Below are 12,140 nucleotides of genomic sequence, written 5' to 3'. Positions count from 1 at the left end.
AACGATCTCGCCGCGCCGCCGCGGCGGGACGGCACAGGTCACGGTGGGTCAAACGTATTCGTAGACAGTGCGCCCGGCAACGACGGTCCGCAGCACCCGCCCGTCGAGGCGCGCTTCGTCGAACGGCGTATTCCGGCAGCGCGACTTCAGGGAGCGGGGATCGAGCACATAGGGCATGCCCGGATCGAACACGATCACGTCCCCCGCCGCGCCGGGCCGAAGCGTGCCGGCATCCAGACCCAGAATCTGCGCCGGCCGGGTGGAGAGGGCGGCGAGCAGGTTCACGAGGTCCACCTGATCGGAATGGACAAGGCGCAGCGCGGCCGAGAGCAGCGTCTCCAGCCCGATGGCGCCGGGCTCGGCCTCCGAGAAGGGCAGGCGCTTGCCCTCCACGTCCTGCGGCAGATGGTCGGAGACCACCACGTCCAGAAGGCCCGAGGCCAGCGCCCGGATCAGCGCCTGCCGGTCCTCCTCCCCGCGCAGGGGCGGGGCGAGGCGGAAATAGGTGCGGTAGGCGCCGATATCCAGCTCGTTGAACGAGAGGTGGTTGATGCTGACCGAGGCGGTCACCGGCAGCCCGGCGGCCTTGGCCCGCTCCAGCACCTCCAGCGATTCGGCGCAGGTGAGCGCCGCCGCGTGGTAGCGCGAGCGCGCCGCGCCCACGAGCCGCACGTCGCGTTCGAGGATGATGGTCTCGGCCGCCTTCGGATTGCCGGAGAGACCGAGGCGCGATGCGAAGGCGCCCTCGTTCATTGCCCCCTGCGACATGGAGGCGTCCTCGGTGTGGTGCACCAGAAGGGCGTCGAAATCGCGGGCATAGGTGAGCGCGCGGCGCAGCACCTGGGCGTTCATGATCGACTTGTGCCCATCAGTGAAGGCGACGGCACCGGCGGCCTGAAGCAGGCCGATCTCGGTCATCTCGTGGCCTTCGAGGCCCTTGGTGATGGCGGCCATGGGATGCACCCGCACCACCGCCGTATCCCGCGCCCGGCGCAGGATGAAGTCCACGATGGCCGGATCGTCCACCGCCGGGTCCGTATCCGGCTGGCAGATGATGGTGGTGACACCGCCCGCCGCCGCGGCGTGGCTCGCCGAGGCCAGCGTCTCACGATGCTCGGCGCCGGGCTCACCCACGAAGGCGCGCATGTCCACGAGGCCGGGGGCGACCACCGCGCCGGCGCAATCCACCACCTCGGCGCCATCCGGGATGCCGGCGGCGGCGATGCCGAAGCCGGCGTCCTTCACCACGCCGTCGGCGAGGAAGACGTCGCCATGGAAGTCCGCGCCGCGCGAGGGGTCGATGACCCGCGCATTGGCGAGCAGCAGCGGCCGGGTTTCGTTGGAATGGGAGCGGCCGTTACGCATTGGGAAGCTTCCGCGCGAGGGAATCGAGCACCGCCATGCGCACGGCGACGCCCATCTCCACCTGCTCACGAATGAGGGACTGCGCCCCGTCCGCGATGGCGGAGTCGATCTCCACACCGCGGTTCATGGGGCCGGGGTGCATCACCAGCGCGTCGGGCGCGGCGTAGCGCAGCTTGGCCTCGTCGAGGCCGAAATAGTGGAAATACTCCTTCACCGAGGGGATGAAGGAGCCGGCCATGCGCTCGCGCTGGAGGCGCAGCATCATCACGATGTCCGCCCCTTCCAGCCCCGCCTCCATGGTGCGGAACACCTCGACGCCGAGGCTCTCCACCCCGGACGGCAGCAGGGTGGAGGGCGCCACCACGCGCACCTTGGCGCCCATGGTGTTCAGGAGCGCGATGTTGGAGCGCGCCACGCGCGAATGCAGCACATCCCCGCAGATGGCGACGGTGAGGCCCTGGATGCGCCCCTTGTTGCGGCGGATGGTCAGGGCGTCGAGCAGCGCCTGGGTGGGGTGCTCGTGGGCGCCGTCGCCGGCATTCACCACGCAGCAATCCACCTTGCGCGCCAGAAGCGCCACCGCGCCGGAGGCGTGATGCCGGACGACGAGGATATCCGGGTGCATGGCATTCAGCGTGATGGCGGTGTCGATGAGCGTCTCGCCCTTCTTCACCGAAGAGGAGGCGACCGACATGTTCATCACGTCGGCGCCGAGCCGCTTGCCCGCGATCTCGAACGAGGACTGGGTGCGGGTGGAGGCCTCGAAGAACAGGTTGATCTGGGTGCGTCCGCGCAGCGTCGTGCGCTTCTTCTCGATCTGCCGGTTGAGTTCGACGAACTCCTCGGCGAGGTCGAGCAGACCCGTGATCTCGCCGGCGGAAAGCCCTTCGATGCCGATGAGGTCTCGGCCGGAGAGCGTGAAGGCGGAAGGATCTTGCATGGCAGGCGGGAGGCATAGCGGCCAAGCGCGGCCCCGGCAAGGGAAGCCTGTGAATGAAGCTTGGCGCGGCAAGGCGGGGTGCATCGTGATTTACGGGTCGTTCACCATCCGTGAAGGGCGGTCCCGGTGTTTCCCCGGCGTCGCCACACTTTGGAACGAAGTCTCATCGAGCCTTTTCGCAGCCGGATCGGACGGGCTGTTGCGAGCCGCCAGACCGTCGCCCCGGAGGTTGGGAGTTAATCGTCATGTCCATTCTGATGCGGACGAACCTCATGGCGCTCGGCGTCGCCGTGGTGCTCACCGGCAGTGCCGGAACGGGCAACGCCGCCGCCATCGGCACCGGCGCGTTGGCCATGGCGCCGACCAAGGCCGCGAGCGTCACCGATGTCGGCTACTGGTATCGCGGCCGCTATTATCGCGGCGGCTGCTGGAACTGCGGCAACGGCGCAGCGCTCGGCGCCGGCGTCGCCATCGGCGTGCTGGGCGCGGCGGCCATCGCCGGCGCTGTGGCTGCGCCTCCGCCGCCCCCGGTCGTCTATTACGAGCAGCCGCCGGTTGTTTATTACCAGCCCGCGCCGCGCGTCTATCTGGAGCCGGTGCCCCCGCCGCGTCCGCGCAGCTGCTGGGTGACCACCGGCCCGGGCGGGCAGGGCTATTTCTCGCCCTGCTGAGTCGCGGGGATACGGGGTTCGTCAGGGCGGCTTCGGCCGCCCTTTCGTTTGGGTCAGGCCAGCATCGTCAGGCCAGCATCTTGGCGATGGTCACCACCAGCGGCAGCGTGATGGCGGCGCCGATGATCTGGATGGTCAGGATCTCCGCAAGGAGTGGCGCGTCCCCGCCCATCTGCCGCGCCAGCACATAGCCGTTGGGCGCGGACGGCACGGCGGCGGTGATCGCCACCACCACAAGCTCCGTACCGCTCAACCCGAATGCCAGCGCCAGGGCGATCGCGATGGCCGGCTTCACCAGCAGCTTCAGTGCGAGGCTGGCGAACACGATGGCGCGCGGCCGCTTCAGCCGGTCCAGGATCAGGCCGCCGCCGACCACCAGAAGCCCCAGCGCCAGCGAGGCCTTGCCGAGGATATCGCCGAACTCCACCAGGACGGGCGGCACCGGGACGTGCGTGACATTGAGCAGGGCGCCCGCGGAGCAGGCCCAGATGTACGGATTGCGCGCCAGCTGCTCGGCCACATAGGCGAAGGTGGGCGGGTGGCGGCCGGAGAAGGAGGCGAGCACCAGCACGGCGATGATGTTCACCACCGGGATCATCGCCACCAGCGCCAGCGCGGCGATGGTGATTCCCGCCGCGCCGTAGAGGCCGCCCGCCACCGCCAGCACGATGTAGGTGTTCCAGCGCACCGCCCCCTGGAACAGGGAGGTGAAGCCCGGGCCGTCCGCCGCCAGCGCCGCGATCAGCGGCTTGTGCAGGAGAACGATCAGGCCCGAGAGGATCAGGACGGTCCCGATGAGCGCGCCGGCAACCGCCACGACATTCACGGTGCTGAGGTCCGCCTTCACCGCGGAGACCACCAGAAGCGCCGGGAACAGCACGAAATAGGTCAGCTTCTCCAGCGCCGCCCAATGGGCCGCATCCTTCAGGAGGATGCGTCGCAGCACGGCGCCGAGGGCGATGACGAGGAAGACCGGCACGAGGGCCGTGAAGATGAGGCTCATGGGGCAGACGCTTACCGTGCCGGCCGTTCGGCGGCAGGCAATTACTCCTACACGGCGGTGCGAATTCGCCGCGCGCCCGCTTTAGGCCCGGAGCCGGGATAAGAAAAGCGCCATTGTCCCGAAATGGGGCAGGGTCGGCGGCGGGCGGAGAACCTGCCGGGAACGGGAGGGGGGCGAATCAGTCTTCGAAGTCGGTTCCCGCCTCGTTCTGCGCGAGGCGGTCGAGGAAGCCGAGCGCCCCGTCTAGGATGAAGGCCGCCGCATGCTGGTCCACCACCTCGGCCCGGCGCGACCGGCTCATGTCCGCCGAGATCAGCGCCCGCTCGACCGCGACGGTGGAGAGTCGTTCGTCCCACAGGGCGATCGGCCGCCCCGCCAGCCGGGCGAAATTGCGGGCGAAGGCCCGGCTCGCCTGCGCGCGGGGACCTTCGGTGCCGTCCATGTTGAGCGGCAGTCCCAGCACGAAGGCCACCGCCCGCCGCTCGTCGGCGAGGGCCACCAGACGCAGGGCCTCGGCGGTGAACTTGGTGCGCTTCACCGTCTCGATCACGGTCGCGATGCGGCGGTCCGGGTCGGAGCCGGCGACGCCGATGGTCTTGGTGCCGAGATCGAGCCCGATCAGAGCCCCGCGCGGCGGCAGAAGGGCGGCGATGTCCGCGAGCGGACCAACGGGGGCGGGAAGGGGGGCGTCTACCATAAGCGAGGGGTAGAGGATTTGTGGAGCGGAGCAAGGGGGTAGCCTACCAACCTGTACCAATCCTTGGTATTCTTCGGGGAGGAGCTAACCCATGTCGCGCAACACGTCCGTTTCCCTCGGCGACCATTTCGCCAATTTCGTCGATCGCCAAGTGGAGGCGGGACGCTATAGTTCGGCCAGCGATGTGGTGCGCGCCGGCCTGCGGTTGCTGGAGGAGCATGAGGCGCGGCTCGATGCGCTCCGGTCGGCTCTGGCCGAGGGCGAGGCGAGCGGGCCGGGCGAGCCCTTCGATGTCGAATCTTTCCTCGCCGAGAAGCGGTCCGGCGCGGCCTGACCGCATATGGCGCGCCTTCTCCTGATCCTTACGCCCAAGGCGCGGCAGGATCTCGATTCCATCTGGACGTTCTCGCAAGACCGCTGGGGCACGGCGCAGGCCGAAACCTACGTGAGGCTGATCGCCGGCGCCCTCGATTGCCTCGCCCGAGGAACCGTCGTCGGCCGTGATGCAAGCGCGGTGAAGGCCGGCTATCTGCGCCACGCCGTTGGATCGCACGTGGTCTTTTTCCGGCTCGCAGGCAAAGAAACGCTGGAGGTCGTCCGAATTCTGCACCAACGGATGGACCTGCCACGCCATCTCTGACGGGCCGCCCCCGCGCCCAAACCCTTCCACCGCGGCATACCCCTTGCTATAGCGGCAGGCAGCTTTTGGGAGCCTACTCATGTCCGTCGATCAGGCGACAGTCCGCCGGGTGGCCCATCTCGCACGCATCGCCGTGCGGGAGGAGGAACTCGGCCATCTTCAGAACGAGCTCAACGCCATCCTCGATTTCGTCGAGCAACTGGCGGATCTCGATGTCTCCGGGGTCGAGCCGCTGACCAGCGTTGTCCCCATGGAGCTGCCCATGCGGGAAGACGCCGTGACCGACGGAAACTGCCCCGAGAAGGTGCTCGCCAATGCCCCCGACGCCGAGGGTGGCTTCTTTACCGTGCCGAAGGTGGTGGAATGACCAAGCTCACCAAGCTCACCCTCACCCAGGCGCGCGAGGGGCTTGCCCAGGGCGAGTTCACCTCCGTCGAGCTCACCGAGGCCTATCTGAAGGCCATGGAAGAGGCGCGCCCGCTCAACGCCTATGTGCTTGAGACGCCGGAGATCGCCCTCGAGATGGCGAAGGAGAGCGACAAGCGCATCGCCTCCGGCGACACCGGGCACCTGGAGGGCATCCCCCTCGGCATCAAGGACATGTTCGCCACCGAGGGCGTGCGCACCACGGCCTGCTCGAAGATCCTCGAGAATTTCGTGCCGCAGTACGAATCCACCGTCACCTCCCACCTGTGGCGGGACGGGGCGGTGATGCTCGGCAAGCTGAACAACGACGAGTTCGCCATGGGCTCGTCCAATGAGACCTCGGCCTTCGGACCGGTCGTGTCACCCTGGCAGCGCGACGGCGACACCACCCCCATCGTGCCCGGCGGCTCGTCCGGCGGCTCGGCGGCGGCGGTGGCGGCCTTCCTGTGTGCCGGCGCGACGGGCACCGATACCGGCGGCTCCATCCGCCAGCCGGCGGCCTTCACCGGCACGGTCGGCATCAAGCCCACCTATGGCCGCTGCTCGCGCTGGGGCATCGTCGCCTTCGCCTCGTCCCTCGACCAGGCCGGCCCGTTCGCCCGCACGGTGAACGACGCGGCCATCCTGCTGCGCTCCATGGCCGGCTACGACCCGAAGGATTCCACCTGCGTCAACCGGCCGGTGCCGGACTATGAGGAGGCGGTCGGCGCCTCCATCAAGGGCAAGAAGATCGGCATTCCGCGCGAATACCGCATGGACGGCATGGCCGACGAGATCGACACCCTCTGGCGCGAGGGCGCCAAGTGGCTGGAAGAGGCCGGCGCCGAAATCGTCGACATCTCCCTGCCCCATACCCAGTATGCCCTGCCGGCCTATTACATCGTGGCGCCTGCGGAAGCCTCGTCCAACCTCGCCCGCTATGACGGCGTGCGCTACGGCGCCCGCGTGCCGGGCAAGGACGTGGTGGAGATGTATGAGAACACCCGCGCCGCCGGCTTCGGCCCCGAGGTGCGCCGGCGCATCATGATCGGCACCTACGTGCTCTCCGCCGGCTATTACGATGCCTATTACCTGCGCGCCCAGAAGGTCCGCAGCCTCATCAAGCGGGACTTCGACCTCGCCTTCGCGCAGGGCGTTGACGCCGTGCTGACCCCGGCGACCCCGTCGCCCGCCTTCGGCATCGGCGAGAAGCTGAAGGCCGATCCGGTGGAGATGTATCTCAACGACGTCTTCACGGTGACGGTGAACATGGCCGGCCTGCCGGGCATCTCCGTCCCCGCCGGCCTTTCGGCCGACGGCCTGCCGCTGGGCCTCCAGCTCATCGGCCGCCCGTTCGAGGAAGAGACGCTGTTCTCCCTCGCCGAGGTGATCGAGGAAGCGGCCGGCCGCTTCCCGGTCGAAGATCTGTGGTGGAAGGCCTGAGAGACACCCTCCGGCGCTGCGAAACCCCGGCCTTGCCCGGGTTTCGCAGTCCGAACGGGTTCCAGGCCGGCAAGCCGGTGCCGTTGGGGGGCATCATCAAGCTCTGAGGCCAAGCCCCCGGCAATCGCGCCCTCAATAGTACCCGAGCGGCGCCTTCGGCACGTCCTGGGCATGACGCAGGGCGGTGAGCCGCTTGAGCAGCGACTTCTGGCGTCGGGAAAACAGCGCGATCAGGCGTGACCGGAAGGTGGCGCCCACCTGCCGCAGCTCGCGGTTCTCGTCCAGGGCCGCCTTGAAGGCGTGGACGAGATCGTCCGTCGCCGACAGCACGCGACGATAGGGAAAGATGCGGGCCAGCTCGGGATAGCGCACTTCGCCCCGTCGCTCGACGAATGGCTGGAGCCGCGCATGACGTCCGCCGCGATCCGGGCCGAGAACCTCCGCCAGCCGATCCAGCGCGCGCACCCGGATGTCCGATTCCTCCTTGAGGATGCCCACCCCTGCCAGGATCCGGTCCGGAGCGCCTTCCGAGAAGTCGGTCCGGGCGGTCCAGCGCAGATAGCCGGCGATTCCCTTGCTCACCAGTTGCGCCTCCGACCGGGCCGGGAAATGGGCGAGCTGGACGTTGGGCAGCATCATGGACGGCAGCGTGACGTCCCACTTGGTTGCCCGGTGGTTCCCGTCGATGATGGCAAAGCCCCGCTCGCAGGCGAGGGGGCCGGGGACCACCACCTTGAAGATGTAGGGGTCGTGCACCGCCACGTGGCGCAGCCGGGTCAGCGGGCAGGGCTCGTCCGGGTCGTCCTCTTCGGTCATGAGATAATGACGCGGGTTCAGCCCGCCGAGGCGATATCCGCCGATGGCGGCGAGGTCCGTCTCCAGGGCCGCGCGATCCTCCGCGACGATGAATTCATCGCCATCCAGAGGAAAGATGAAATCCCACGATGAAGCGTTCATGGCGTGCGTGATCAGGGCCGTAGTGCGCTCGCCCTGATGATAAGCCGCCAGTGATTTCTCAGAAGTCACCGATATGGGAAGACCTTCCTCGACGAGAATTTCGAGGATGCGAGTTGTCTGGTCGGTACTGCCATCATCTACAATGTAAAGATGATCTAAGAAAAATAGATTATGGCGTACCCACGCTTCGATTATGTCCGCTTCATCGCGGACGATGGAGACCCCCGCCAGCCTCATCAGCCCTACTCCTACTAGCCCCCGGTGCACAATCTAAAGGCGGGCTGAGCAGAATTTGGGTACGGCGGTAGCGGGACCGCGGCGGTTTTGCGGGCGAAATGAGGCGCAGATAACTTGGTGTAACAAAGTGTTTCGAGACGTTGCGGCATCGCATGGCCGTTGCCTGCAATGTCGCCTAGGGGTACGACACGGCCAGATGGCGGCGCTGCCGCAAGGACCAGACAGTGCGGACCATCCGCGCACGACGATAGGACGACCATGACCCTTCACACCCGGCCCGCGGAGGCCAAGAAGCTGATTTCCGGCGCCACCGGTGATTGGGAGGTGGTGATCGGCATGGAGGTGCACGCCCAGGTCGCTTCCAATGCCAAGCTGTTCTCCGGCGCCTCCACCGCTTTTGGCGGCGAGCCCAACGACCATGTGTCGCTGGTGGATGCCGCCATGCCGGGCATGCTGCCCGTCATCAACAAGGAGTGCGTCGCGCAGGCGGTGCGCACCGGGCTCGGCCTGAAGGCGGAGATCAACCTGCATTCGGTGTTCGACCGGAAGAACTATTTCTACCCGGACCTGCCGCAGGGCTACCAGATCAGCCAGTTCAAGCAGCCCGTGGTGGGCGAGGGCGAGGTGATCGTCGATCTGCTGGACGGCGAGAGCTTCACCGTGGGCATCGAGCGCCTGCATCTGGAGCAGGACGCCGGCAAGTCCATCCACGACCTGTCGCCGACCCTCTCCTTCGTGGACCTCAACCGCTCCGGCGTGGCGCTGATGGAGATCGTCTCCCGCCCCGACCTGCGCTCGGCGGATGAGGCGAAGGCCTATGTGACCAAGCTGCGCACCATCCTGCGCTATCTCGGCACCTGCGACGGCGACATGGAAAAGGGCAACCTGCGCGCCGACGTGAACGTCTCCGTGCGCCGGCCCGGTGAGCCGCTCGGCACGCGCTGCGAGATCAAGAACGTCAATTCCATCCGCTTCATCGGCCAGGCCATCGAGGTGGAGGCGCGGCGCCAGATCGAGATCCTCGAGGACGGCGGCAAGATCGATCAGGAAACGCGCCTGTTCGATCCGAACAAGGGCGAGACGCGGTCCATGCGCTCCAAGGAAGAGGCGCACGACTACCGCTATTTCCCCGACCCGGACCTCCTGCCCCTCGACATCAAGCCTGAGTGGGTGGAGGAGCTGAAAGAGAATCTTCCCGAGCTGCCGGACGAGAAGAAGGCCCGTTTCATCGCCGAATACGGCCTCTCGCCCTACGATGCGGGCGTGCTGGTGGCCGAGCGCGAGACCGCCGACTATTTCGAGCAGGTGGTGGAAGGCGGCGGCGCCAAGCGTGACGGCAAGGCGGCGGCCAACTTCGTCATCAACGAGCTGTTCGGCCGGCTGAACAAGGAGGGGAAGGACATCACCTCCTCGCCCGTCACGCCCCAGCAGATCGGCGCCATCCTCGACCTGATCGGGGAGGGCACCATCTCCTCCAAGATCGCCAAGGACCTGTTCGAGATCATCTTCACCGAGGGCGGCGATCCGCGCGTTGTGGTGGAAGCCCGCGGCATGAAGCAGGTGACGGACACCGGCGCCATCGAGAAGGTGGTGGACGAGATCATCGCCGCCAATCCGGACAAGGTGGCCCAGGTGCAGGCCAAGCCCACCATGCTCGGCTGGTTCGTCGGCCAGGCCATGAAGGCCTCCGGCGGCAAGGCGAATCCGCAGGCGCTGAACGATATTCTGAAGGCGAAGCTGGGGATCTGAGGGCGATGACGGTCCGGGGCACGCTCTCGCGCCCCGACGCATGCAGCGAAAGCGGAATGCGAGCCGGGGCCCGCCGCAGGCGCTTCCTGACCCAGCGTCGTCAAGCTTTGTCCCGCTGCGCGGGAACTCTTGCGCTGGTCCCCGGATCGGCGCTCCGGCTGCGCCGTCGCTTGTCCGGGGAACGCTGGCGCGTCGGGGCCTTTTCTCCGGGTTCGGGTCAGACGAGCGGCTCGCCCACCACCGTCGGCCCAAACACCTCCTCGAACGCCACCCGCATCACCGCGTCCACCTCGGCCATCGTCACCGGCAGGCCGAGGTCGGCGAGGCTGGTGACGCCGTGCTCGCGCACGCCGCAGGGGACGATGCCGCCGAAGTGGCTGAGGTCCGGCTCCACGTTCAGCGAAATGCCGTGGAATGTCACCCAGCGGCGCACGCGGATGCCGATGGCGGCGATCTTGTCCTCCCCGCCGCCCTTCCGCCTGACCCACACCCCCACCCGGTCCTCCCGCCGCTCGCCGGTGACGTTGAAGGCGGAAAGGGTGCCGATGATCCAGGCTTCCAGGGCGCTCACATAACGCCGCACGTCCGCCGAGCGGCGCTTGAGGTCGAGCATCACATAGGCGACTCGCTGGCCGGGGCCGTGATAGGTGAACTGGCCACCCCGGCCCGTCTCGTAGACCGGGAAGCGCGCGTCCACGAGGTCTTCCGGCCGCGCGCTGGTGCCGGCGGTATAGAGCGGGGGATGCTCCAGCAGCCACACGCATTCCGCCGCCGTGCCCTCGGCGATGGCGGCCGCGCGTGCTTCCATCGCCGCGAGGGCCTCCGGATAGGGCACGAGAGCGTCGCTCACCACCCACTCCACCGGGGGAGCGGAAGAATCGAGCGGGCGGAAGTCGGTTTCCAGGCTGGCGCGGGTAACTGCGGGGGTGGGGGCGCTGGCGTTCATGCGAACTGCTTTAATCCATCCGCACGGTGGGTCCAGCCCCCGCCGTCTCAGGGTTCGCGGAACCGTCATCCACAGGCCGCAGCACGAGCGGCGCGTTACCTTTGCCGGGCACTTGTGGCGGCACATTCGATCTGTTAGACGATGGCCCCCGGCCGGAAGCGGTCCTCTCCCGAGGAACCTTGAGGCCGGTGCCATCCCTGACTGCGGTCGTGGCGGAATTGGTAGACGCGCTAGCTTGAGGTGCTAGTGGGGAGACCCGTGGAGGTTCGAGTCCTCTCGTCCGCACCAGGTTGATCTGGCTTTTGAAAAAGGCCCTTGCCGGATTTCGGCGAGGGCCTTTTTCGTTTTCGGGCCTGTCGCCGGTCAGAGCCGGGAGACCACCCGCAGCAGCACGAGGCCGCTCGCGACGATGAGGAGCGCGCCGATGCACGTATCGGCGGCAGATCGCATCTTCAGATAGAGGCGGCGGGCAGGCGGGGCGGAAAAGAGGACGGCGAGCAGGCCGAACCATCCGGCGGCCACAGAAAACACCAGCACCGGACTGGCGAACATCGCGCCCCGGCCGGCCGCGGCGGCGAGCAGCCCGCCCGAGGCCAGGAAGAACGACAGCGATACGGGGTTGGTGACCGCTGTGAGGAAGCCGAGGCGAAAGGCCTCGCGTCCGGTCCGGTGGACGGTGGCCTGGGGCGTTGGGCCCGAACGGCCGCGAAGCCTCCACAGCTCCAGCAGGCAGCTGATTCCGGCGCGCAGCAGAAGGACGGCGTAGAGCAGGCAGAACACCAGCTGCAGCCGGCCGAGATCGCCCGAAGGGTCAATCCCGCTCAACAGGCCGAGACAGATGACCACGGTGGTGACGTTGACCGTTGCACCAGCTGAGACACCGAGCGCGGCGGCCAGTCCAACGGGCCGGCCGGCGAGGCTGGCGCGGCTGACCACCAGGAAGTTCGCACCCGGGACCAGAACCATGGCCGCGTAGGTGCCTGCGAAGACCAGAAGGGCAGAGGGAATTTCGTCGGACATGCCGTCGTCTCCGCAGTTCGTGCGGAGGCATATGCACACCCCGGTGCCACAAGCGCTTCCCTCAAAC

Annotated in this window: 13 protein-coding genes and 1 tRNA gene; 7 read left to right on the top strand and 7 right to left on the bottom strand. The window is 67.7% G+C overall.

Features of this window, described 5'->3' with window-relative positions:
• Window positions 1-48: 48 nt before the first annotated feature.
• Both ACE3QW_RS12955 and ACE3QW_RS12950 read right to left on the bottom strand, forming a co-directional pair.
• Window positions 49-1,365, bottom strand: coding sequence for a dihydroorotase (locus ACE3QW_RS12955; RefSeq protein ID WP_374251777.1), 1,317 nt, complete (start codon window positions 1,363-1,365; stop codon window positions 49-51).
• The gene (locus ACE3QW_RS12950) at window positions 1,358-2,305 is read right to left on the bottom strand and encodes an aspartate carbamoyltransferase catalytic subunit (RefSeq protein ID WP_024278937.1); all 948 of its coding nucleotides are present in this window, start codon (window positions 2,303-2,305) and stop codon (window positions 1,358-1,360) included. The genes ACE3QW_RS12955 and ACE3QW_RS12950 overlap by 8 nt, the downstream gene beginning before the upstream one ends.
• Window positions 2,306-2,550: 245 nt before the next feature.
• Here ACE3QW_RS12950 and ACE3QW_RS12945 point away from each other — a divergent pair, with 245 nt between their 5' ends.
• Window positions 2,551-2,976, top strand: coding sequence for a hypothetical protein (locus tag ACE3QW_RS12945; protein WP_374251776.1), 426 nt, complete (start codon window positions 2,551-2,553; stop codon window positions 2,974-2,976).
• A 67-nt stretch (window positions 2,977-3,043) separates the two neighbouring features.
• Here ACE3QW_RS12945 and ACE3QW_RS12940 read toward each other — a convergent pair whose 3' ends face one another.
• Together ACE3QW_RS12940 and ruvX are read right to left on the bottom strand one after the other, a co-directional pair.
• On the bottom strand, window positions 3,044-3,979 hold the full coding sequence (locus ACE3QW_RS12940) for an AEC family transporter (RefSeq protein ID WP_374251775.1): 936 nt from the start codon (window positions 3,977-3,979) through the stop codon (window positions 3,044-3,046).
• 178 nt (window positions 3,980-4,157) lie between these two features.
• Window positions 4,158-4,676: a Holliday junction resolvase RuvX gene (gene ruvX, locus ACE3QW_RS12935; protein ID WP_024278940.1), complete on the bottom strand. Its 519-nt coding sequence runs from the start codon at window positions 4,674-4,676 to the stop codon at window positions 4,158-4,160.
• A 91-nt stretch (window positions 4,677-4,767) separates the two neighbouring features.
• Between ruvX and ACE3QW_RS12930 the strand changes: the two genes are divergently transcribed.
• The 4 genes from ACE3QW_RS12930 to gatA all read left to right on the top strand — a co-directional run bounded on the left by ACE3QW_RS12930 (window position 4,768) and on the right by gatA (window position 7,164).
• On the top strand, window positions 4,768-5,010 hold the full coding sequence (locus ACE3QW_RS12930) for a type II toxin-antitoxin system ParD family antitoxin (protein ID WP_374251774.1): 243 nt from the start codon (window positions 4,768-4,770) through the stop codon (window positions 5,008-5,010).
• Between the two features lie 6 nt (window positions 5,011-5,016).
• On the top strand, window positions 5,017-5,316 hold the full coding sequence (locus ACE3QW_RS12925) for a type II toxin-antitoxin system RelE/ParE family toxin (RefSeq protein WP_374251773.1): 300 nt from the start codon (window positions 5,017-5,019) through the stop codon (window positions 5,314-5,316).
• A 79-nt stretch (window positions 5,317-5,395) separates the two neighbouring features.
• On the top strand, window positions 5,396-5,683 hold the full coding sequence (gene gatC, locus ACE3QW_RS12920; protein WP_029558604.1) for an Asp-tRNA(Asn)/Glu-tRNA(Gln) amidotransferase subunit GatC: 288 nt from the start codon (window positions 5,396-5,398) through the stop codon (window positions 5,681-5,683).
• The gene (gatA, locus tag ACE3QW_RS12915; protein ID WP_374251772.1) at window positions 5,680-7,164 is read left to right on the top strand and encodes an Asp-tRNA(Asn)/Glu-tRNA(Gln) amidotransferase subunit GatA; all 1,485 of its coding nucleotides are present in this window, start codon (window positions 5,680-5,682) and stop codon (window positions 7,162-7,164) included. Before gatC ends, gatA begins: the two co-directional genes overlap by 4 nt.
• Window positions 7,165-7,296: 132 nt before the next feature.
• Here gatA and ACE3QW_RS12910 read toward each other — a convergent pair whose 3' ends face one another.
• Window positions 7,297-8,358 (bottom strand): glycosyltransferase family 2 protein, encoded by a 1,062-nt coding sequence (locus tag ACE3QW_RS12910; protein WP_374251771.1) that lies wholly within the window; start codon window positions 8,356-8,358, stop codon window positions 7,297-7,299.
• 258 nt (window positions 8,359-8,616) lie between these two features.
• On the opposite strand from ACE3QW_RS12910, the gene gatB reads away from it, so the two are divergent.
• The gene (gene gatB / locus ACE3QW_RS12905) at window positions 8,617-10,107 is read left to right on the top strand and encodes an Asp-tRNA(Asn)/Glu-tRNA(Gln) amidotransferase subunit GatB (RefSeq protein ID WP_029558601.1); all 1,491 of its coding nucleotides are present in this window, start codon (window positions 8,617-8,619) and stop codon (window positions 10,105-10,107) included.
• A gap of 217 nt (window positions 10,108-10,324) precedes the next feature.
• Here gatB and lipB read toward each other — a convergent pair whose 3' ends face one another.
• Entirely contained in the window at window positions 10,325-11,053 is a 729-nt protein-coding gene (lipB, locus tag ACE3QW_RS12900; protein WP_081837728.1) for a lipoyl(octanoyl) transferase LipB, read from the bottom strand.
• A gap of 203 nt (window positions 11,054-11,256) precedes the next feature.
• Here lipB and ACE3QW_RS12895 point away from each other — a divergent pair.
• Window positions 11,257-11,341 (top strand) — tRNA-Leu (locus ACE3QW_RS12895).
• 75 nt (window positions 11,342-11,416) lie between these two features.
• Here the strand turns inward: ACE3QW_RS12895 and ACE3QW_RS12890 are convergent.
• A complete protein-coding gene (locus ACE3QW_RS12890) occupies window positions 11,417-12,073 on the bottom strand; it encodes a LysE family transporter (RefSeq protein ID WP_374251770.1) in 657 nt (218 codons plus the stop codon).
• Window positions 12,074-12,140: the final 67 nt, after the last annotated feature.

This window comes from Xanthobacter sp. (assembly GCF_041911315.1).
Taxonomy (GTDB): Bacteria; Pseudomonadota; Alphaproteobacteria; order Rhizobiales; family Xanthobacteraceae; genus Xanthobacter; species Xanthobacter aminoxidans.
The sequence above is the reverse complement of the archived record's forward strand: the minus strand, read 5'-3'. Positions and strand labels throughout refer to the sequence as shown.

Coding starts and splice junctions, on each gene's coding strand:
- ACE3QW_RS12945 (WP_374251776.1), top strand. CDS start 2,551: ATGTCCATTCTGATGCGGACGAACCTCATGGCGCTCGGCGTCGCCGTG.
- gatA (WP_374251772.1), top strand. CDS start 5,680: ATGACCAAGCTCACCAAGCTCACCCTCACCCAGGCGCGCGAGGGGCTT.
- ruvX (WP_024278940.1), bottom strand. CDS start 4,676: ATGGTAGACGCCCCCCTTCCCGCCCCCGTTGGTCCGCTCGCGGACATC.
- ACE3QW_RS12930 (WP_374251774.1), top strand. CDS start 4,768: ATGTCGCGCAACACGTCCGTTTCCCTCGGCGACCATTTCGCCAATTTC.
- ACE3QW_RS12955 (WP_374251777.1), bottom strand. CDS start 1,365: ATGCGTAACGGCCGCTCCCATTCCAACGAAACCCGGCCGCTGCTGCTC.
- gatB (WP_029558601.1), top strand. CDS start 8,617: ATGACCCTTCACACCCGGCCCGCGGAGGCCAAGAAGCTGATTTCCGGC.
- ACE3QW_RS12925 (WP_374251773.1), top strand. CDS start 5,017: ATGGCGCGCCTTCTCCTGATCCTTACGCCCAAGGCGCGGCAGGATCTC.
- ACE3QW_RS12940 (WP_374251775.1), bottom strand. CDS start 3,979: ATGAGCCTCATCTTCACGGCCCTCGTGCCGGTCTTCCTCGTCATCGCC.
- ACE3QW_RS12910 (WP_374251771.1), bottom strand. CDS start 8,358: ATGAGGCTGGCGGGGGTCTCCATCGTCCGCGATGAAGCGGACATAATC.
- lipB (WP_081837728.1), bottom strand. CDS start 11,053: ATGAACGCCAGCGCCCCCACCCCCGCAGTTACCCGCGCCAGCCTGGAA.
- ACE3QW_RS12950 (WP_024278937.1), bottom strand. CDS start 2,305: ATGCAAGATCCTTCCGCCTTCACGCTCTCCGGCCGAGACCTCATCGGC.
- gatC (WP_029558604.1), top strand. CDS start 5,396: ATGTCCGTCGATCAGGCGACAGTCCGCCGGGTGGCCCATCTCGCACGC.
- ACE3QW_RS12890 (WP_374251770.1), bottom strand. CDS start 12,073: ATGTCCGACGAAATTCCCTCTGCCCTTCTGGTCTTCGCAGGCACCTAC.